The sequence below is a fragment of the Micromonospora sp. NPDC023814 genome, assembly GCF_040639595.1.
Lineage (GTDB): Bacteria > Actinomycetota > Actinomycetes > Mycobacteriales > Micromonosporaceae > Micromonospora.
On sequence record NZ_JBFAAF010000076.1, the window covers coordinates 15080 to 33877 of the forward strand.

The 18798-nt window shown below is 72.7% G+C and carries 19 protein-coding genes and 5 tRNA genes; 5 read left to right on the plus strand and 19 right to left on the minus strand.

The window, feature by feature from the left end:
- Nucleotides 1-56: 56 nt before the first annotated feature.
- From AB0G14_RS29195 to AB0G14_RS29205, 3 genes are all read right to left on the minus strand, one after another.
- Nucleotides 57-1247: a snapalysin family zinc-dependent metalloprotease gene (locus AB0G14_RS29195; RefSeq protein ID WP_357702854.1), complete on the minus strand. Its 1191-nt coding sequence runs from the start codon at nucleotides 1245-1247 to the stop codon at nucleotides 57-59.
- Between the two features lie 228 nt (nucleotides 1248-1475).
- Nucleotides 1476-1895, minus strand: a complete 420-nt coding sequence (locus tag AB0G14_RS29200; RefSeq protein WP_357702856.1) for an NUDIX domain-containing protein — start codon at nucleotides 1893-1895, stop codon at nucleotides 1476-1478.
- Between the two features lie 19 nt (nucleotides 1896-1914).
- Entirely contained in the window at nucleotides 1915-2151 is a 237-nt protein-coding gene (locus tag AB0G14_RS29205; RefSeq protein WP_357702858.1) for a hypothetical protein, read from the minus strand.
- Nucleotides 2152-2386: 235 nt separating this feature from the next.
- On the opposite strand from AB0G14_RS29205, the gene AB0G14_RS29210 reads away from it, so the two are divergent.
- Nucleotides 2387-2998 carry a Gmad2 immunoglobulin-like domain-containing protein gene (locus AB0G14_RS29210; RefSeq protein ID WP_357702860.1) on the plus strand — a complete coding sequence of 204 codons (612 nt, stop codon included), beginning with the start codon at nucleotides 2387-2389 and terminating at the stop codon, nucleotides 2996-2998.
- Here the strand turns inward: AB0G14_RS29210 and AB0G14_RS29215 are convergent.
- The 11 genes from AB0G14_RS29215 to AB0G14_RS29265 all read right to left on the minus strand — a co-directional run bounded on the left by AB0G14_RS29215 (nucleotide 2952) and on the right by AB0G14_RS29265 (nucleotide 12602).
- Nucleotides 2952-4520, minus strand: coding sequence for an amidohydrolase (locus AB0G14_RS29215; protein WP_357702862.1), 1569 nt, complete (start codon nucleotides 4518-4520; stop codon nucleotides 2952-2954). The two genes, AB0G14_RS29210 and AB0G14_RS29215, sit on opposite strands and share 47 nt — an antisense overlap.
- 157 nt (nucleotides 4521-4677) lie before the next feature.
- Nucleotides 4678-6024 (minus strand): hypothetical protein, encoded by a 1347-nt coding sequence (locus AB0G14_RS29220; RefSeq protein ID WP_357702864.1) that lies wholly within the window; start codon nucleotides 6022-6024, stop codon nucleotides 4678-4680.
- Nucleotides 6025-6295: 271 nt separating this feature from the next.
- Nucleotides 6296-7375 (minus strand): SRPBCC domain-containing protein, encoded by a 1080-nt coding sequence (locus tag AB0G14_RS29225; RefSeq protein WP_357702866.1) that lies wholly within the window; start codon nucleotides 7373-7375, stop codon nucleotides 6296-6298.
- A gap of 115 nt (nucleotides 7376-7490) precedes the next feature.
- Nucleotides 7491-7562: transfer RNA gene (locus tag AB0G14_RS29230), tRNA-Gln, on the minus strand.
- A 31-nt stretch (nucleotides 7563-7593) separates the two neighbouring features.
- Nucleotides 7594-7664: transfer RNA gene (locus AB0G14_RS29235), tRNA-Arg, on the minus strand.
- A 40-nt stretch (nucleotides 7665-7704) separates the two neighbouring features.
- Nucleotides 7705-10035: an RtcB family protein gene (locus AB0G14_RS29240; protein WP_357702868.1), complete on the minus strand. Its 2331-nt coding sequence runs from the start codon at nucleotides 10033-10035 to the stop codon at nucleotides 7705-7707.
- Between the two features lie 52 nt (nucleotides 10036-10087).
- Nucleotides 10088-10165: transfer RNA gene (locus AB0G14_RS29245), tRNA-Gly, on the minus strand.
- A 31-nt stretch (nucleotides 10166-10196) separates the two neighbouring features.
- Nucleotides 10197-10269, minus strand: a tRNA-Glu gene (locus AB0G14_RS29250).
- A gap of 33 nt (nucleotides 10270-10302) precedes the next feature.
- Nucleotides 10303-10375 (minus strand) — tRNA-Pro (locus tag AB0G14_RS29255).
- Nucleotides 10376-10770: 395 nt separating this feature from the next.
- Nucleotides 10771-11712, minus strand: coding sequence for a hypothetical protein (locus AB0G14_RS29260; RefSeq protein ID WP_357702870.1), 942 nt, complete (start codon nucleotides 11710-11712; stop codon nucleotides 10771-10773).
- A gap of 593 nt (nucleotides 11713-12305) precedes the next feature.
- A complete protein-coding gene (locus AB0G14_RS29265; protein ID WP_357702872.1) occupies nucleotides 12306-12602 on the minus strand; it encodes a hypothetical protein in 297 nt (98 codons plus the stop codon).
- 142 nt (nucleotides 12603-12744) lie between these two features.
- Between AB0G14_RS29265 and AB0G14_RS29270 the strand changes: the two genes are divergently transcribed.
- The 3 genes from AB0G14_RS29270 to AB0G14_RS29280 are packed head-to-tail and all read left to right on the plus strand — an operon-like array spanning nucleotide 12745 to nucleotide 14409.
- Entirely contained in the window at nucleotides 12745-13200 is a 456-nt protein-coding gene (locus tag AB0G14_RS29270) for a helix-turn-helix domain-containing protein (RefSeq protein WP_357702874.1), read from the plus strand.
- A complete protein-coding gene (locus tag AB0G14_RS29275) occupies nucleotides 13193-13576 on the plus strand; it encodes a DUF4180 domain-containing protein (RefSeq protein WP_357702876.1) in 384 nt (127 codons plus the stop codon). The genes AB0G14_RS29270 and AB0G14_RS29275 overlap by 8 nt, the downstream gene beginning before the upstream one ends.
- Nucleotides 13577-13629: 53 nt before the next feature.
- Complete coding sequence (locus tag AB0G14_RS29280) at nucleotides 13630-14409, plus strand: alpha/beta hydrolase family protein (RefSeq protein WP_357702878.1); 780 nt, start codon at nucleotides 13630-13632, stop codon at nucleotides 14407-14409.
- A gap of 31 nt (nucleotides 14410-14440) precedes the next feature.
- Here the strand turns inward: AB0G14_RS29280 and AB0G14_RS29285 are convergent, their stop codons facing one another.
- From AB0G14_RS29285 to AB0G14_RS29305, 5 genes are all read right to left on the minus strand, one after another.
- The gene (locus tag AB0G14_RS29285; RefSeq protein ID WP_357702880.1) at nucleotides 14441-14947 is read right to left on the minus strand and encodes a DinB family protein; all 507 of its coding nucleotides are present in this window, start codon (nucleotides 14945-14947) and stop codon (nucleotides 14441-14443) included.
- Between the two features lie 220 nt (nucleotides 14948-15167).
- Entirely contained in the window at nucleotides 15168-16013 is an 846-nt protein-coding gene (locus AB0G14_RS29290; protein WP_357702882.1) for a M15 family metallopeptidase, read from the minus strand.
- 62 nt (nucleotides 16014-16075) lie between these two features.
- Nucleotides 16076-17110, minus strand: coding sequence for a transposase (locus AB0G14_RS29295; RefSeq protein WP_357702884.1), 1035 nt, complete (start codon nucleotides 17108-17110; stop codon nucleotides 16076-16078).
- Between the two features lie 4 nt (nucleotides 17111-17114).
- Nucleotides 17115-17513 (minus strand): IS200/IS605 family transposase, encoded by a 399-nt coding sequence (gene tnpA / locus AB0G14_RS29300; RefSeq protein ID WP_357702886.1) that lies wholly within the window; start codon nucleotides 17511-17513, stop codon nucleotides 17115-17117.
- A gap of 207 nt (nucleotides 17514-17720) precedes the next feature.
- Nucleotides 17721-18533 (minus strand): peptidylprolyl isomerase, encoded by an 813-nt coding sequence (locus AB0G14_RS29305; RefSeq protein ID WP_357702888.1) that lies wholly within the window; start codon nucleotides 18531-18533, stop codon nucleotides 17721-17723.
- Nucleotides 18534-18593: 60 nt separating this feature from the next.
- On the opposite strand from AB0G14_RS29305, the gene AB0G14_RS29310 reads away from it, so the two are divergent.
- On the plus strand, nucleotides 18594-18798 hold a 205-nt coding region (locus AB0G14_RS29310), incomplete at its 3' end, for a hypothetical protein (RefSeq protein WP_357702890.1).

The following is an 18798-nucleotide window of genomic DNA, read 5'->3' on the forward strand; positions in this document are numbered from 1 at the left end:
GCCGGCCGAGGACGGACGGGGGGACGCCGCGCGCGGCGTCCCCCCGGGTCGGGTCGTCAGACCGGCAGACCGCCGACCTGGGTGTTGATCCAGGACCGGATGGACGGCAGGTCGACGTAGATGGACGGGCCGGTGGCGCAGGTGGAGTTGTTGTTGCCGGACCGGCTGGTGGCGCCGATCAGGCTCCACGCCCCGTTGATCCGGCGCACCTGCGGACCGCCCGAGTCGCCGTAGCAGGCGCCCGAGTTGCCGTTGGTGTTGTTGGTGCAGATCTCGTACGGGCCGTTGATGCCGATGCAGCGGCTGTCCGACACGATCGAGGTGTCCAGTTCGTACGCCACGGTCGGGGCGCCGCCGCAGCCGGGAGTCGGGCAGGTCTGACCCCAGCCGACGATCCGGGTGGCGGTGCCGACCGCGCCCGAGGTGCTGGGGATCGGCGCCGGGGCATAGCCGACCGAGCTGGACAGTTGCAGCAGCTTCACGTCGACGCTGGGGTGGTTGACCGCGCGGATCACGGAGACGACGGTGCCACCGCTGTTGCGGTAGATGCTGCCCACCCGCACCGAGGACGGCGTCGAGCAGTGCCGGGCGGTGACCGCCCAGTTCGCCTTGATCAGCGTGCCGGTGCAGCCGGAGACGTACACCATCCACGGGTAGTTCTCGGTGGCCGGCCGGCCACCGACGACGTACGGCTCGATGTCGTCGCCGTCGTTCCACGAGTACGTGCCGGTGGGCACCGCGGACGCGGCCAGGCCGCCGGCGAACAGCGAGTTCACCCGGGACGCCTCGGTGGCGCTCGGGTACGCGTTGCGGCAGGAGACCGGCGCACTGCTGCCGGACATCAGGTCGGAACACAGCCCGGTGCGCCGGTCCGGCAGGCCGAGGATGTGGCCCAGCTCGTGGCTGGCGATGCGGGTGCGGTCGTACCCCTGGTTGACGGCGGTCCAGCCCATCCAGATCCGGCCGGAGCCGAGCCCGGTGACCTGCGCCCGCGGCCAGCCGCTGTCGACGTAGATGGTGACGTTGCCCGGCGTGCGGGCCACCAGTTGGACGTTGCTGACCTGGCTGTTCCAGATGGCTGCGGCCTGGTCGAAGTTGGTGCGGAACTCGCCGGCCCGGCTCGCGTCGTAGTAGACGGTCCGGGCGGCGGCGGACGCGCTGGCGCCGGTGGCGACCTGCATTCCGGTTGCGGCCAGGACCGCCGCCAGCACGGCGCCCGCCGTGCGCAGCAGTTGTCGTCGGAACATACACGCACTCCCTGCGGTTGTCCGGCGGCGTGCCACCGCCGGTCATCGATGTACGTGGATGCTAGAACGAGGGCCGTCGATATGCGGCATAACGGAATCGTCATACCGGCGCCCCCGCCCGTACACCGCCAGGCCAGGTCGAGGGGCACCCCCGTCCGCCACCGGTCCGCCGCCCCGGCCGCCCGGGGACGACGGCGAGCGACACGCGGGTGCGCGCCGGGCGGGCGGTCAGGGCAGCGGGTCGGGAAGCATCGCCAGGGTGGCCGGCAGTTGCGAGTGCAGCGGCGCGGGCAGGGCGTCGCGGGTGAACCAGCCGATCCGGTCGAACTTGTGCGGTTCGCCGATGGCCACCTCCGCCGGGTCCACCCGGACCGCGAAGAGCACCGCCACCCAGTGCGAGGGCGGGTCGTCGCGCAGCACGTTGCGCACGCCGAGCAGGGAGACCGACCGTGGCGTGGCCGCGTACTCCTCGGTGACCTCGCGAATGACCGCCGCCTCGAAGCTCTCGCCGAACTCCAGCGCCCCGGCGCCGGTGTCCCAGGCCCCCGGCTCGTCCCGGGCACCGGCCGCGCGCCGGGCCAGCAGCAGCCGGCCCGCGCCGTCGTGGCAGACGAAGACGCAGGAGACCTTCGGCGTACGGCCGGTCATGGGTTGTCCCTTCCGGGGGTCAGGGTGCGGCGGCAGTCAGCACCTCGGCGGCGGTGGTCCGCGCGTACCGCACGAAGCGGCCGGCGCGGTGGGGCGCCCACCAGCCCCGCGTCGCGCACGCCCCGACGTGCGCCGAGGTGCGCCGAGGTGCCCCGACGTGCGCCGAGGTGCGCCGAGGTGCGCCGAGGTGCGCCGACACCGTACCCGGGCTCAGCCCGCACCGGTCGGCCGGTTCCGTGGTCGAGGCGGCGGGCACCGCCCCGACCGCACAGCAGCGCCGCGAGCGCCCCGGTCCGGCTCGCTCGGCCCCGCGCCCACCGCGCCGCCGCCGCCCAGTTCGACCGCAGCGCCGCCGACGGCCGGCCCGGTCCGCTCCCCCACGCCCGCCGCGACCACCGCCGCCCCGACGCGGGCGCAGACCGTCACCGTCGAGCTGTTGGACGTCCGGGACGGGCGGCTCGCGCCCGACCCGGCGCACCCGGCCGGCCACGGTGGCGACGTCCCGGCTGGCGCTGGCCGAACTGGCCGCCGGGCCCACCCCGGCGCAGGCCGCCACCGGGCTGACCACCCTGCTGCCCGCCGGCGGCGAGGTCACCCGCATCGCCGACGGCGTGGCGACGGTCGCGCCCGCCCCCGCGGGCGGCCCCGCGCCGAGCCGGCGGCTACGCGAGGCGCAGGTGGTCTACACGCTCACCCAGTTCCCCACCGTCCGGCGGGTCCGCCTCGCCGCCGGTCCCCCGGTCGGCCGGGCCGACTACGCGGACCTGCTACCACCCGTCGTGGTCACCGGCCCGACCATCGGCGCACGGGTCGGCAGCCCGGTCACCGTCACCGGCACGGCCGACGTGTTCGAGGCCACCGTCACGGTCCGGGTGCTCGACGCGGCGGGCCGGACGGTGGCGACCACCTTCACCACGGCCACCTGCGGCACGGGCTGCCGGGGCGACTTCCGGATCGCCGTCGCCTACCGGGTGCAGCGGGAGCAGCCCGGCACGATCGAGGCGTACGAGGTCTCGGCGGCGGACGGGACGCGCCGGCACGTGGTCGCGGTGCCCGTCACCCGCGCTGCCAGCGGATCTCGCCGCCCACGACGGTGGTCATGACCTGGGTGCGCAGCACCGCGTCCGGCGACTCCAGCCAGGGGTCGGTGTCCACCGCGATGAAGTCGGCCAGCATGCCGGGCGCGAGGACGCCCTTGCGGTCCTCCTCGCCCGCGGCGTGGGCCGCGCCGCGGGTGTGGGCGGCGAGCGCCTCGGCCATGGTGAGCCGCTGCTCGGGCTGCCAGCCGCCCACGGGCGTCCCGTCGGGACGGGTACGGGTCACCGCGGCGTACAGGGCGGCGAAGGGGTTGGGGTGCTCGACCGGGGCGTCCGAGCCGAAGGCCAGGCCTACGCCGGCGTCGAGCATCCCGCGCCAGGCGTAGGAGGCCAGGTCCTGCCCGGCCAGCAGGGTGTCGACGAGGTCGATGTCGCTGGTGCAGTGCACGGGCTGCATCGAGGCGGCGACGCCCAGCCGGGCCATCCGGGCCAGGTCGCCGGCCCGCAGGTGCTGGGCGTGCTCGATGCGGTGCCGCAGCCCCGGCGTGCGGCCGACGGCCTCGTAGGCGTCGATGACGAGGTGGTTGGCCTGGTCGCCGATGGCGTGCGTGGCCACGGCGATGCCGTTCTCCGCCGCCCTGGCGAAGAGCTTGACCAGGTCCTCGTACGGCGTGACGGCGATGCCGACGTTGGGGTGCTCGCCGGCGAAGGGCTCGCTCATGTGGCAGGTGTGGGAGCCCAGCGCCCCGTCGCTGAAGATCTTCACGGGCCCGGTGCGGAACCAGTCGTCGCCCTGCCCGGTGCGGCGGCCCTCGGCGATCGCCTCCTCCAGGTGGACCAACGGAATGGCCTTGTGTACGCGCAGCTTCAGCTCGCCGGCCTCCCGCAACTCCAGGTAGGCCGCCCGGCAGTCCTCGCCGTCGATGTCGTGCACGCTGGTCAGACCGAGGGCGAGCAGTTCGTCCTGCACGACGCGGAGCTGCTCGCGCAGGTCGCGGGAGACAATGAGGTCCTCCAGCGGACGACAGGCCGCCTCGCGCAGGATGCCGGTGGGCTCCCCGCGCTCGTCCCTGACGATCTCACCACCCACCGGGTCGGGGGTGTCGGCGTCGATGCCGGCCAGGCGCAGGGCCGCCGAGTTGGCCCACACCGTGTGGCCGTCCACGCTCGGCAGCACGACCGGCAGCTCCGGACAGACCGAGTCCAGGGCGTACCTGTCCGGCTGCCTCGGCGGTACCCAGGTGTTGCTGTTCCACCGGCCGCCGAACAGCCAGTCGCCCGGTCGCAGCCGCGCCGCGTGCGCGGCCACCATGGCCAGCGCGTCGTCCAGGGACCGCACGTCGCGCAGGTCCACCGCGCCCAGGCTGTGGGCGTACTGCGCGGTGTGGATGTGGGCGTCGTAGAGACCGGGGAGCACGGCGGCGCCCGCCAGGTCGACCAGCTCCGCGCCCGGTCCCGCGGCGGCGCGCACCTCCGCCTCCGTGCCGACGGCCAGCAGTCGCTCGCCGGCCACGGCCATGGCCCGGGCCGACGGGTTGCCGGCGTCCCCGGTGCGGATGGCGGCGTTGCGGTACACGCGGATGCTCATGTCACCTTCAGGGGCTTGAGTGATGGGTGGCCACCCACTGTAGGAGTGGCGGAGAGAAGTCGGAAGACACCGCCCCGGTCGCCCGTAACCGGCCCCGACGGCGGGGGGCGCGACCGGCCTGCGGCCGCGCCCACCGATGTGTCCGGACAACGACGGGTCAGCGACGCGGGAGGAAGACGAACTGCCGCTCACCGTTGGTCGCGGCGGGCAGCGAGAATCCTCCGATTCCCGGCAGCGACAGGAACGGGATCTGGGTGTCCTGGGGAAGCTCCTCGATCTTCCCGGTGCCGACCGCGACGGTGACGGGCACGTCTCCCCCCTGCCCGTAGCCGTATGCGGTGCCGTCGTCGTCGACCGACACCAGGCGGACGCTCTCCTGCTCGCCGTCTCCGCCGAAGCAGTAGCTCTGGCCCTTCTCGAAGTCCACGGCGATGGTCCCCGCGACCGCGTAGCGGCCGTTCGGCGACAGCACGGGCTGGTGGGAGGCTCCGTCCAACCCGCCCCCCGGGTCGCATACCACGGACGTCCGCAGCTTTCCGGACTTCAGGTCGTGCACGGCTGCCACCGGGATGCCGCCCTGCTTCGTCAGGCCCTTCTCGGCGTTCCAGAGGGAGAAGACGTGCTCGCCGACGACAGCGAACACCCGGCCGTTCTCGTACTTGCTGACGAACTTCAGATCGGCGCCCGGCGGCACGGCGTCGCTGGCCTGCCAGACGCCGGGGACGCCGAAGCCGGCCGGACTGAGCGTGACGACCGGGCCGTCCGGGGAGAGCCCGGCCACCGAACCGCTGATGCAGCCCGTCTGCTCGCAGTAGGGCAGTCGCACGCTCTCGTCGTACGTCTTGACGCGGTCCTTCGACAGGTCGATCGCCGCGGCGTGGTCGATGCCTTTCTCCTCCCAGCTGACCAGGAGCCCGTTCCCGCCGTCGACGACCTTCGCCGGGCCGTAGGCATCCATCGGCACGGTACGGGTGTGGGCGGCCGCGACCTCCGTTCCGGAGGAGTCGGCCGGGTAGGCGACGAGGGAGACCGTGTCCTCGTCCGTGAACCGAGGGGTGTACGCCCAGACGACCACGTACTCACGGCCATCCTCGTTCGCGACGAGGAGCTGAGGGAGGTACGACGGATCGGGCTTCACGTCCTCGGGAAGGGCCGGCGGCTGCCACTGCTGGCTGCTCCAGCGGGGCGCGCCGGTGACGGCGTCCCGAGCCTCGACAACATAGCCCTCACCCTTCTTCTGGAGGAAGGCGACGACGCCCGCCTTCGCCGCGGCTCCCACCGTCAGGTTCTTTGCTTCCTCCGGCAACCAGCCGACGGTCTCCTGCCAGCCCTTGGCGGTGTCGAACCCCTCCGGCGCCTTCACCACGGGCTGCGGAGACGCCCCGGCGCTCGGCGACGGGCCGCCCAGATCTCCGCCGCGCGCCCCGCCGTCGTCGCCGTCGCCACAGGCCGTCAGCATCGCGGCCGCCACCATGATGGTGACGGCCCTTCCCATACCCCTCATGTACACCTCCGCAGAGCAGGGAGGCGTTCCTGGTACCGCGCCTCCCGCAAGATCATCCAAATCGCCGGGAGGGGAGCCTGTCAAAACGGACGGGCTCCGGCATGAGCACGGTGGCCGCGATCGGCGACCGGTACGAGCAGGTGGCATCCGGCCCCGTCGCCACGGACGGTGTCCATCATGGCCATGATCACATCCCGGCCGTCAACGTGGTCGCCGCGCACGCCGGGCGTTCGGCCGCCGCCGGCATCGGGCCGGGGCAGCGTCGCTGCTGTCACAGGCCGGCGCACGGGTCGTCGCCCACCGCGCAGCCCTCGGGCGCCTTGGTCGCCGGGTCGCTGTCGCGGACCTCGAACGTGAACGTCCGCGACTGTCCGGCCTTCACGGGCGGCCCGGTGAAGGTGACGGCCCGCCCGTCCTGCCGCCAGTCGGCCCCGCTGGCGTCGGAGACCCGGCCGCCCTCGGCCAGCGTCACCACCACCGTCCAGTCCTTCGCGGCCGCGCCACCCGGGTTGTCGACCACCACCTCGCCGGTGTAGCCGAAGAGCCGGGTCGACACCGTCTCGTAGCGGGCGGTCACGGCCGGCCCCGACGGCGCGGCGGTGGGCGTGCGCGAGGGCTTCGCCGTGGGGGTGCGGCTCGGGCGGGTGGCGTCCGGGGTAGCGGTCCGGGTGGGGCGGGCGGAGGGGGTCGACCGGGGCGAGCCGCTCGGGGTGGTCGTGGCGGTGGGCGCCGGCGCGGGCGCCGGTCCGGCGGCGCGGTCCGGCTCGGCCGGCAGCACCGCCCACACCGCCACCCCGGCGGCCAACGCGGCGCCGGCCAGCCCGGCGACCAGCAGCGGCCGGCTACGGCGGCCGGCCGGCACCGGCTCGTCGTCGAACGCCTCCGTGACCGGCATCTCGGCCGTCATCCCGGCCTCGCCACGGCGCAGGTCCACCTGCTGGAAGGCCAGCCAGTCGAGGATCGCGGGCAGCCGATTGGTCAGGGCCCGCCGGTAGCACTCCTCGCGGCGCTCGCGCTGCTCGTCGGCCCAGACGCCGTGCTCCAGCACCTCACGGACCGACAGCCGACAGCCCTCGGCGGTGGCGGTGACGGCACAGGTCAGCCGGCTGCGCCGGCCGCCCTCGAGGCACCGCAGCGCGATCAGCTCCGGCTCCTGCCGTTCGGTGACCTCCGCGTCGACGGCGGCGTCGAAGCCAGGCAGCCCCGCCGTGCGCAGCAGCAGCCGGTTCCGCGTCCCCGCCTTCGACTCGACCTCGGCGAACCACCGGGCGAGCACCTCGCGATCCGTCAGTGCGTGCCACACCCGCTCGGCGGGGTGGAACAGGTCGACCTCCGTGCCGATCTCGCTCACGGCGAGACTCTACGATCCCGGGAGCGGGACCGCCGGGCCGGGCGGCACCGACGTCCATCCCGGACGCCGGCCCGCGCCGATGCACGGACCGCGTCGACGCGGCCCCCCGGCCTCGCTGCGAGCGGAGGACTCGAACCTCCATCGCCCGTTCCAGAGACGGGTGTGCTGCCGATTGCACCAGCTCGCAAGGGTTCCGTCCCGCGTCGCGGGACGGACCGTACCCCGACCAGGATTCGAACCTGGGCTCTCCGGTTTCGCGGACCGGCGCTCTCCGCTGAGCCACCGGGGCGGGCGACCGGCGCCCACCCCTCCTGGGCGCCGGTCGGCGGTCAACCCTTCACGCAGACGACCTGCTTGAGGTGCGCCACCACCTCGACCAGGTCCTCCTGCTGCGCCATCACCTGCGTGATGTCCTTGTACGCGCCGGGGATCTCGTCGACCACCCCGGCGTCCTTGCGGCACTCCACGCCGGCGGTCTGCGCGGCGAGGTCGGCGGTGCTGTACGTCCGCTTCGCCTGCGCCCGCGACATCCGCCGCCCGGCCCCGTGCGACGCGGAGCAGTACGCGTCCGGGTTCCCCTTGCCCCGCACGATGTACGACCCCGTGCCCATCGACCCGGGGATGATGCCCAGGTCCCCCCGACCGGCCCGGATCGCCCCCTTGCGGGTCACCAGCACGTCGACGCCGTCGTAGCTCTCCTCCGCCACGTAGTTGTGGTGGCAATTTCCGGTCAAAATGTTGCCCTCCAGCGCGAACGAATGCGTGTCGTCCACAATGGCGCAGAACACCTCTTCGATCACGCCGGTCTCCTGAACTTTCCGGACCGTCCATCCACGCCGCTCGACAGCATTGCGTCCCGCCGCCCAGCGATCACGATGGCACTGGTGCACAAAGAAGTCCGAGGTCAGGTCAGCTCGAGATATTCCCATGACATACACCGGGGAATCAACCGCACCGAAACCCAATCGCACTCTGCATCGAATGGGAAGCGTCCAGATTCCAAGAACGTCGCAAGCGGCCTTCACGAACTCCAAATTCCGCCGGTCCGCAGACCAGATCGAGGGACGACCGGTCTTGTCCACATCGCCGTCAGCAGCAAAGTAACCAGCAAGCCAGCCGTACAGCACTTCGGCTGGACCATCAAGTGAGGGCAGTTCGCGCTTCCACTCCCGCGGCAGCCCGGGCAGCCGCCGATACGACTTGACCTCACCACTGGCTAGAGCCTGATCTGTCACCTGACACTCGGAGACGTGACGCTTCCTGTTCGCCAAACCCTGCCCATAAGCGTAGTAGTAGGTTCGCAGACGACTCGTATCATCGAAATAGGGAAGTAGAGCATCATCCTTAGGACCGTAGAGGTCGACATGGGCAAGACTGTCGCCCGACACCGATCCGTCGCCGTAGACAAAGCCTTGCGCCACGCTCTCACGGGACGGACGGAGATTGGGGATGGGGCGTGGGAACGTGTATTCGAGGCGGTCCCCGACTCGCAGTCCTAAGGTAGTTGACTCCGTTCGGTTGTGGGCCACCTTCGGCCGAAGCAACCACCGGTGCTCCGCAGTCGCCCGGATCACCTTCTCCTCTCCGAAGCGACCAACCGTCACCTCGTACAGGCGCTGACGACCAAACGACGCCACCGGCGCCTTCACCCAGCGACCCCCTGCAGTGAGCAGCATGTGCCGTCCCCCTGCGAGGTCACGGATAGGCCGGCAGCCCTGGTCCGTAAGCACCTGGGTCTCACCGGCGAAACAGCTGATCGGCTCGTCGTAGCGCACCTGCGGGAGCTGCTCCCGCACCACGCCGCAGAGCAGGGCGAGCATGACCGCCCGGTTGCGCCGCGCGTACTCCTGCGCCCACCACAGGTCCCGGCGGTAGGCGTTCATCTCCGGCGTGCCGGCGAGGAACACCGCCAGGTCCCGGTCGGGCAGGTCGGTGTTGTGCGGCAGCCGCCGGGCGACGGCGATGTGCCGCTCCGCCAGCTCCTTGCCGATGTTGCGGGAGCCGGAGTGCAGCATCAGCCACACCCGGCCCTCGTCGGCGCCGCCCTGCTCCAGGCACACCTCGATGAAGTGGTTGCCGCCGCCGAGCGTGCCCAGCTGCCGCTGGGCCCGCGTCTCCAGCTGCGCCACCCGTCGGTCGAGGTCGGCGAACCGGCGCCAGAAGTCGTCCCAGCCCGCCTGCTCCAGGCCCCGGATCCGGCGCGGGTCGACCGGCTTCTCCCGCTGGGCGAACCCGACCGGGATGGTGGCCTCGATCGCCGACCGCAGCCCGGCCAGGTCGTCCGGGAGGTCGGCGGCGGTCAGCGAGGTGCGGACCGCGGACATGCCGCAGCCGATGTCGACGCCGACGGCGGCCGGCGAGACGGCCTGCCGCATCGCGATGACGGAGCCGACCGTGGCGCCCTTGCCGAAGTGCACGTCGGGCATGACAGCGACGCCCTCCACCCACGGGAGCGCGCCGATGTTGCGCAGCTGCTGGGCGGCCTGCGGCTCGATGCCGTACGGGTCGGTCCAGACCCGGACCGGCGCGCGGGTGCCCGCGAGCGGGGTGAAACTCATCGTCGTCTCCTCGTGTCGTCGGCTGGTCGACACCCGTCTCGGCGCGACCGGGAAGGATCGACGACCGCCCGGGAATCGAACCCGGTGGGAGGGGGCGTGCATGCCCCCCTGCGCCCAGCGCGCGGCCGGCCCGGCGGGCGCGGGGCCCGGCGGGTGGAGCGGTTGGCCGGACTCGAACCGGCGATCTTCACCGTGGCAGGGTGACGCGCTGACCTGACTGCGCCACAACCGCGTGCCTGCGACGCCGCTCGGGCGTCGCCGCGTAGGCCGTACGGGGTTCGAACCCGTGACCTCCCGGCTGAGAACCGGGCGAGCTTCCAGTTGCTCCAACGGCCCGTGTCAGGGCAGGGTCGACGCCCTGCCCTGCCGTCCGGGACCGGGGAATCGAACCCCGTGTCTCTCGCGCCCAAGGCGAGCGGGTCAGCCAGCTCCCTCGTCCCGGTGACGGTGTCGTCTCCCCGGTCGGCCCGTGGTGGGCGACCGGGGTGTTGCTTCCACTATGGAGTTGAGAAGGGTCGACCTCGCCGGGACGGGCGGGGCGGGGGGAACGTCGGTCCGGGTGGACGAAAAAGCCGCCCGGCCCCCGGCGGGGTGGGCGGCTGCGCGTACGCGCTGGCGCTAGTCGCGCCGCCACCCCGACTGCCGGCCCTGCTCGGGACGGCACTGACCTAGGGCGCGCTCCCCTGTGGGCAGCGAGGCACCGTCGTGCGGCGTCGGCCACACGGCGTCGGTGCGGGTGCGCTGCGACACGGCGTACTCCCCTGGGTCGTTCGGTTGACCTTGCGCCGATGACGGTAGGCGCGCCGGACGGTGGCCGCAATGGATATTCGCCTACGGCTACTTGGCACCGCGTAAAGAGGCGGTGACGCGGGTGGTGGCGGTGGCGTGAAGGGTACCTACCGCCTCGACGCCCTCGCGTAGCGCCGCGCACAGCGCCGCAGCGTCGAACGGGTCGTCGATCGGGCGCGCGACCGCGAGGACGCCTTCCCACCAAGACGTGGCTACCGACCACACCGCATGATCCCCGGACAACATGGCGTCGCCCAGCACGTCGCCGACGACCTCGTCGAGGTCGGTGTCGTCCACGTCCGGGTGCTCGTCGACGCACCGCTGCCACAGCCGGCCGGCGCCGGCGTCGATACGCAACTGCCAGCCCTCGCCCGAGGCGGTGACGTCGAACCATGTCGGCAGGTCGTGGTCGGCGTCATCGCCCGCCGCCAGGCAGGGGATGCGCAGGGAACTGATCGGGTGGACGCGGTACCCGAGGACAGTCGCCGCCTGGCGCAACTGTGCCCCAGGGCCGCCCTCCCAATGGACCCCCACTGGCAGCACTCCGCACAATCGTCCACCGATCGTCGCCCAGCGCGCGCTCGGAACGAGCACCCGCAGCGCAGCCGCAATGTCGTCGAAGGTGCCCGCTACCCGCGGCAGCTCGCCCGCGTCCCACTCGATGTGGGGTGGTTCGAGCAGGCAGGTGAGCAACACCTGCTCGGCGGCGACCTCATACGATGGGGCATCGTCGACGTAGGCCAGCACGTCGGCGATCGCCGACACCAGGTCCCCAGCGGTCCAGGCGACCGGATGCCAGGCAATCGAGCCGCAGCCGCAGCGAGTGGCCGGCGCGGCCGGAGACAGGTCGGCGTCGCAGCGGGGGCAGGTCAGCCCGGCGGCGGCAGCCTGCCGGGCGTAGTCGTCGCGGATCGCTGCCAGATCTGCGGCGATCCGCCGAGGCGACCCGGCGAGGAACCCGGCCCAGCCGAAGTCGGTGTAGATCTTCACTGTCCACACCCGGCCCCGGCGGCCGCGTTCGGAGGCGGCGTCGGCGAGCTCCCAGCCGTCGGGACCGAGCTCGGCGGTGAGTGCGTCGACGACCGGCTGCCAGGCCGGCACGTCCGCGGCCGGCGGCAGTGGCGGGGCGGGGCGGGGCGGTCGGCTGCGGCGGCGGCGAGCGCCGCGGCACGCCAGAGCGAGCGCGCCTCGGCTGCGGTCGACTCGCCGACGGTGTGGCCGGTGAAATATCCGGCGACGTTCGGGGTGACGGTCACGACGTAACCGGCAGGTACGACCAACGAGGCCGGCGGACTGGGGAGGCGGTGCCGGGCGCACACCAGCGCGTCGAAGCCGCGGACCAGCACCGCACGCACAGACCGCGTGTAGCCGCACTCGGCGCAGGCGACGCTGACCTTCTCCCGGCTGTCCGCCACGATTCGTCCTCCCTCGCGCGTCCGTGCGCGTCCACGCTACCGCCGGGGTAAGACGGCGCAGTTCGCCGCGATCTGCGACCCGCATGCGCCGCGCCTAGGCCGCGCTGCGGGTCGCGGCCGGACATCGCTTCCGTTTCCCAACGAAGCGGGGAAAAGGGGGGCTCGACCTCAGTGTGCGGTCGGTTCCCACTCTGGAAGCTGAGGCGGGTCGAACAGAACCGCGACGTTGTCTGCCGCGGGGCTGAGCTGCCCCTCCCGTCCGTCGCCGCCGAGCAGCAGTTCGACCACGGCGGCGCCGAACCGGACGGTGATCCGAGTGCACCAGAAACCCCTGATGTAGTCGTCCCACGGCAGGTAGTGCAGCTGGACGTCAGTGACTTTCTTCTCCGACCAGGCGGCTCCATGCCGTTGGCTGACATCCCAGACCGCAACATCCCCGTCGATAGAGCTGCTCCCCTGGGTCATTCGGTTGACCTTGCGTAGGCGCGCCGGACGGTGGCCGCAATGGATGTGCCCGGGCGCGCACCGGCCGGTGGGCCGCGTCACAGGACCCCGCACCGCTTTTCGACTTCCCTATCACTCCCTATCTGAACTAGATTAGGGAGTGATGAGTGAGGAAATGTACTCCGTCGAGCAGGTGGCCGAGCGGCTCGGTCTGCACGTGCGCACCGTGCGCGGCTACATCCGCGCCGGCCGACTGAGGGCGGTGCGGATCGGCAAGCAGTACCGGATCGCCCGCGCCGACCTCGACGCCCTGACCGGGCGGCCGGAGCCGTCCCGTCCCGCCGCGGGCCCGGCAGTGGACGTGTCGAGCATCGTGCAGATCGACGGCGTCGACCGGAGCGCGGCCGACCGACTCGGCACGCTCGTCCTGGCCGGGGCGAACACCGGCCACGACCCCGGCCACCCGTTGCGCGTCCAGACCGTCCACGACGAGGAGCGACACCGCATGAAGATCGTGATACTCGGCGACGCCGCCGCCACCGCCGAGCTGCTGCGCCTGCTCGACGCGGTGCTCGACGGCGACAACGGCCTGCTCACCCGGGAGGTCGGGAATGCCTGACGTGGTGCGGGAGCGGGCCGGCGTGCCGGTGCTGGTGTGCGACCCGGACGGTCCGCCGGTGGCCACGGCGCAGGACGCGCTGGACCTGATCGGCGCGGCCTTCCTCGGCGCCGAGGTGGTGGCCCTGCCCGCACACCGGCTGGACCCGTCCTTCTTCTCCCTCGGCACCCGCTTCGCCGGCGAGATCATGCAGAAGTTCGTCAACTACCGCGTGCGCCTGGTCGTCGTCGGCGACATCTCCCGACACCTCGCGGCCAGCGCTGCCCTGCGCGCCCTCGTCCAGGAGTCGAACCAGGCCGACCACGTGTGGTTCGTCCCCGACCTCGACGCGCTCGACGACCGGCTGCGGGCCGCGACCCGGGCGACCCCCGGCTGAGTGGCCTGCCGGGGTCCTCCAGCGGATGTGAGGATGGGCTACGGTCGACGACCGTGGCCCTGATGCGTGCTGACTTCTACTCCGAGGTGCTCGGTCTCAGCACCTCGATGACGGTGCTCCTGCCGCAGCGAACCTCCTCGCAGATCGGCATGGCCGGCAGCGCCCCGGACGGGGACCCGCCCGTGCTCTACCTGCTGCACGGCCTCTCCGACGACGACACGATCTGGCTGCGCCGCACGTCCATCGAGCGGTACGTCGCGCCGCTCGGCCTGGCGGTGGTGATGCCCCAGGTCGGGCGCAGCTTCTACAGCGACGAGGAGCACGGCAACCGGTACTGGACCTTCCTCAGCGAGGAGTTGCCGGGGCTGTGCCACCAGTTCTTCCGGCTCTCGGCGCGCCGGGAGGACACCTTCGTCGCCGGGCTCTCGATGGGCGGCTACGGGGCGGTGAAGTGGGCGCTGCGCGACCCGGGCCGGTTCGCGGCGGCGGCGAGCCTGTCCGGCGCGCTCGACGTGGCCGGCCGCCGGCACGATCCGGTCCACCCGATCGACGCCCAGGTCTGGCACACCGTCTTCGGCGAGCGCACCGTCACGGGCAGCGACGACGACGCCGTCGCCCTGCTCGACAAGGCGGGCACCGACCTGCCCGCGCTCTACGTCGCCTGCGGCACGGAGGACTTCCTGTACGAGGACAACCTGACCTTCGTCGCGGCGGCCCGCGAGCGGGGCGTCCCGCTCACCGTGGACTTCTCCCCCGGCGCGCACGACTGGGCGTACTGGGACGCGAAGATCCAGGACGTGCTGGCCTGGCTGCCGCTGCGCGCCGACGGCTGACCGCCGCACCCGGGCTCCCCGCTGCCGCCGGTCAGGCGCCGACGGTGCCGTCGATGCCCTCACGCAGGAAGTCGGCGTGGCCGTTGTGCCGCGCGTACTCGTGGATCAGGTGCAGCATCACCAGCCGCAGCGACACGTCCTCGCCCCACCTGGCGTTGTGGCCGGTCACGTCGAGCGACTCCGCCTCCCGCTCGACCCGGCGGGAGTGCGCGACCTCCCGCTGCCAGGCGTCGAACGCCTCCGCCCGGGTCGCGCCGCTGGCGTCGTACGCCACCTGGAAGTCGCCGGAGTCCGACCAGACCAGCGGGATGTCCTCGCCGTCGATGGTCCGCCGGAACCAGTTACGCTCCACCTCCGCCATGTGCCGGACGAGGCCGAGCAGCGACAGCGTGGACGGGGGCATCGACTGCCGGCGCAGGTCCTCGTCGGACAGCCCGTCGCACTTCATGGCGAGGGTCGCCCGGTGGTAGTCGAGGAAGGCGCGGAGCATCTCGCGCTCGCCCCCGGTGAGCGGTGGGCCGATGCGTTCGGTGGTCACTGCCGGCTCCCCTCGCCCGACGACGCGCCGCCGTCGGAGTGTCCTGCGGGCCCCGCGCGGCGGCGCCCTCCCGAGGCGATCATGCCGGACGTGCCCGCCCCGCGCCGCACCGCGTCCCGCCGCGCACCTCGCCGGTCACCCGCGGAGACCGGCCCGTGCCCTGCCCTGCCGGTTGCCCGCCGCGCCGATCACCCGCCGCGCCGGTGGGCCGCTGCGCCGGCTATCCGCTCGACACCGAGGTGCGGGCCACCGGCACGTCGAAGTACGTGTCCGGCCAGGGCTCGTCGCGGTAGCGGTAGTGCCACCACTCGCGGTCGTAGTTGACGAAGCCGCCGTCGGTCATCAACTGCCTCAGCAGCCGCCGGTTGTCCCGCGCGGTGCCGGTGATCCCCGGCGAGTCGGTGTGCGCGAGCGGGTCGAAGCAGTCGAAGCCGGTGCCCATGTCGACGCTGTTGTCGCCGAACCGCTGCCCCCGGGGGGCGGTGCAGGAGACCAGCGGCTGGCCCGGGGCGTACGGGGACTGGGTGGGGGTCGGCACGTCGACCAGGGTCAGGTCGACCGTGCTGCCCCGGCTGTGCGCCGTGGGTACGCCGATGTACCCCTCGTCGAACAGCTTCGACTTCGCCACCCGGGGATAGAACTCCGCCTTCATCTGCTGCTCGCCGGGCTGCCTGGCCCAGGCGACGAAGTCGTCGGCGGAGCGCCGGGGGCGGTAGCAGTCGTACACCTTCAGGCTGCGGCCCCGGGCGAGCGCGGCGTCCTGCACCCGGCGCAGCGCCTCGGCGGCCTGCCGGGTGAGCAGGCAGAGCGGTTCGGGGTAACCGGCGACCGGCCGACCGACGAAGTTGTGCGCGGTGGCGTACCGAATGTCGGTGCGGATCCGCGAGTCCACGTCGGTGAGGACGACGAAGCCCGGCAGGCGCGGCGTCGCGGTCGCGGTCGCCGACGGTGCCGGCGCCGGCCCGGGCCGGGTGCAGGCCGGCGCCAGCGCCGCGACCACCACGGCCACGGCGACGGCCCGGGCCGCGCCCCGGGGCCGCCGACCGGCCCGGCCCGCCCTGTCCACGCCCCCTGTCTTTGACCTCCTCCCACGGCTGAAGCCGGGGGATTCCCGTGGCTGAGGCGCATTCACGCCGCGAGCCGTTCGGGTGGTTGGCGCTTCACGGACCGCCCAACGGCGAGGTCTCCACGCCCTGTCACCGCCAGCCCGGCGGCGAGAATGTTCTTGGCCGCGTTCACGTCGGCGTTGTCCTGGTGCCCGCAGGCGACGCACCGGAAGACCGCTTGGCTCTCGCGGGACTCCCGGGCGACATGCGTGCAGGCATTGCAGGTCTGCGACGTGTACGCGGGGTCGATCTTCACGACCTGCGCCCCGTGATACCGAGCAACTTGCTCCAACCTGAGCAGAAACCCACCCCAGCCCTTGGCGAGGATGGCCCGATTCAAGCCAGCCTTCTGCCGAACATTACGGCCGGGTCGCTCGATCGTGCCCTTGGCACTGGCGGTCATGTTCCTGATTCGCAGGTCCTCCACGACGACCGTGCCGTGATGGCGGACGAGCCGCACGGCGGTCCGGGCGGCGAAGTCCGCACGCCGGTCGCGGATACGGGCGTGGAGGCGGCCGAGTTGCGCACGCACCGCGTCGCGGCGGCCCGACCGACGGTTACGGCCGTGCACGCGCGAGATGTGCCAGCGCCCACCGGACCGGCTGACCGTGGCGCTACGGGTAGCGCCGCCCAGCGGTCGGGTCCAGCGAAACCGCACCGCACCGAACTTCGGCAGCCGCACCTCACCCCACCGCCGACTCAGCCGACGCACCGCGATCTGGTGAGGGTCAGGAAACCGAAACGACGGCGCGGTACGCGACTTCGACCGCCACCGCACCCTCCACGTGCCATGCGTCCTACAGGCCCGGTCCACGTCCCGCAACGTCTGCTGCAACGTGTGCGACGGAGCGTCGGCCAACCACGCGCAGTGCGGATCCTTCTTCGCTTCGGCCATCTGCCGAGCCTGCTCGACATAGCCGATGAACCCGCCACGCCGACGGTACTCACGACGCTGCTCCAACGCGGTGTTCCACACCGCCCGACACGCCGCCCCCACCTGCTCGGCATAGGCGACCTGCTCATCGGTGAACGCGAGCAGGTAACGGCGGCCGGTCAACAATTCAGCGGCCCCTCTGCTGCTCGACGTACCGCTCCATGGCCGCCAGCGAGGCACCGCCCGTGGTCGCCACGAAGTACGAGTTCGTCCACAACGTCGGCAACCGCGAACGCAACGACGGGAACTCCTCCCGCAACACCCGCGAGGTGCGTCCCTTGATCGCCTTGACGAGCCTGTGGACCCCATACTGCGGGTCCACCTCAACCAGCAGATAGACACGGTCCGACATAACCTCCAAAGCCGCCAGCCACGCCCCCCGCTCCTCAACTACCTCCCGGATCAGCTGCTTCAGCCGCTCCTCAACCCGGCCGTCGAGCACCCTGCGCCGATACTTCGGACACCACACCACATGGAAGGCACACTGGAAGACGACGTCGCTGTTCGACCGCAGCGTGACGGACACCCGGACAGCATACAACTCGGCACTATCTACTGTCCGTCTAGAATCGACGCGCTATCCCCACGACTGAAGCCGGGGGTCTGCGCGCTACGCATTTCGATCAGGGTGCGGGCCCGTCGGCCCCCGGGTCCGGCGACAGGTGTACGCACGGGAACCGCCAGCCCCGCCCCGCCCGTCGGAGGGACGGCCGGGCGGGGGCGGTGGAGACGGTCAGTGGTGGTGCCGGACGGCCCGGCGGATGTCGACCGGCAGGGCGGGCGCGCCGTCGACCGGCGCCGGGTCCTCGGCCGTGGGGGCGATGCCGCCGGCGGCGATCCGGTCGAGCGTGGCCAGGCCGGCGGCGTCGATCGAGCCGAAGACGGTGTAGTTGGGGCGCAGCGCCGAGTCGGACTGGACCAGGAAGAACTGGCTGCCGTTGGTGTCCGGGCCGGCATTGGCCATGGCGAGCGTGCCCCGGGCGTAGAGCCGGCGCACGCCGGTCGGGTCGGTCGGTGCCGGCGGCAGGTCGGTGGGCAGTTCGTCGAGGTACCGGTAGCCCGGGCCGCCCGAGCCGGTGCCGGACGGGTCACCGCACTGGAGCACCTTCAGCGTCGGGTACGCGGTGAGCCGGTGGCAGGAGGTGCGGTCGTAGAAGCGGTGCCGCACCAGGTGCAGGAAGCTCTGCACGGTGCACGGCGCGGCCTCGCGGTCGAGCGTCAGCCCGATGGGCCCCTGGTTGGTCCGCAGCGTCACCCGCACCGTGCCCCGGTCGGGCGTGCGCCTCGGGTCGGGCGGCAGCGGAACCGGCCGGGCCGCCGGCTCCTCCGGCGTCTCGGTGTAGGCGCACGGTCCCGGCGTGACCCGGGGACCGGCGGTGGAGCCGGCCGGGGACCCGGCGGGCGCGGCGACCGCGGCGGCGCCGCCACCGGTCACCAGCGCGCCCGCCACCAGGGCCACCCCGGCGAGGCGGGTCAGCGCGCGGGCCGGTCGGCGGGGTGCCGCGTTCGACGGCGGGACGGGGTGCGGTCGGGATTCGCTCGGCACGTGGGTCCTCCCTGGAGGTGTGGTACCAGAAAGACCGGAGTCTATGGATCCCGTCGTCGGTTGTCGATCCGCTCCGCACCCGCGGCGATCTGCGGCAGGTGGGTGGCCACGCGCGCCTGGCGCTGCGGCGACGCACCCTGCCCGCGCCGGTGCCGCCGGCCCGCGCACGGGGGCGCCGGAAACCCGGGGACCGGCAAGACCACCGTGGCGCGCCTGTACGGGCAGATCCTCGCGGCGCTCGGCATGCTCAGCACAGGTCACCTCG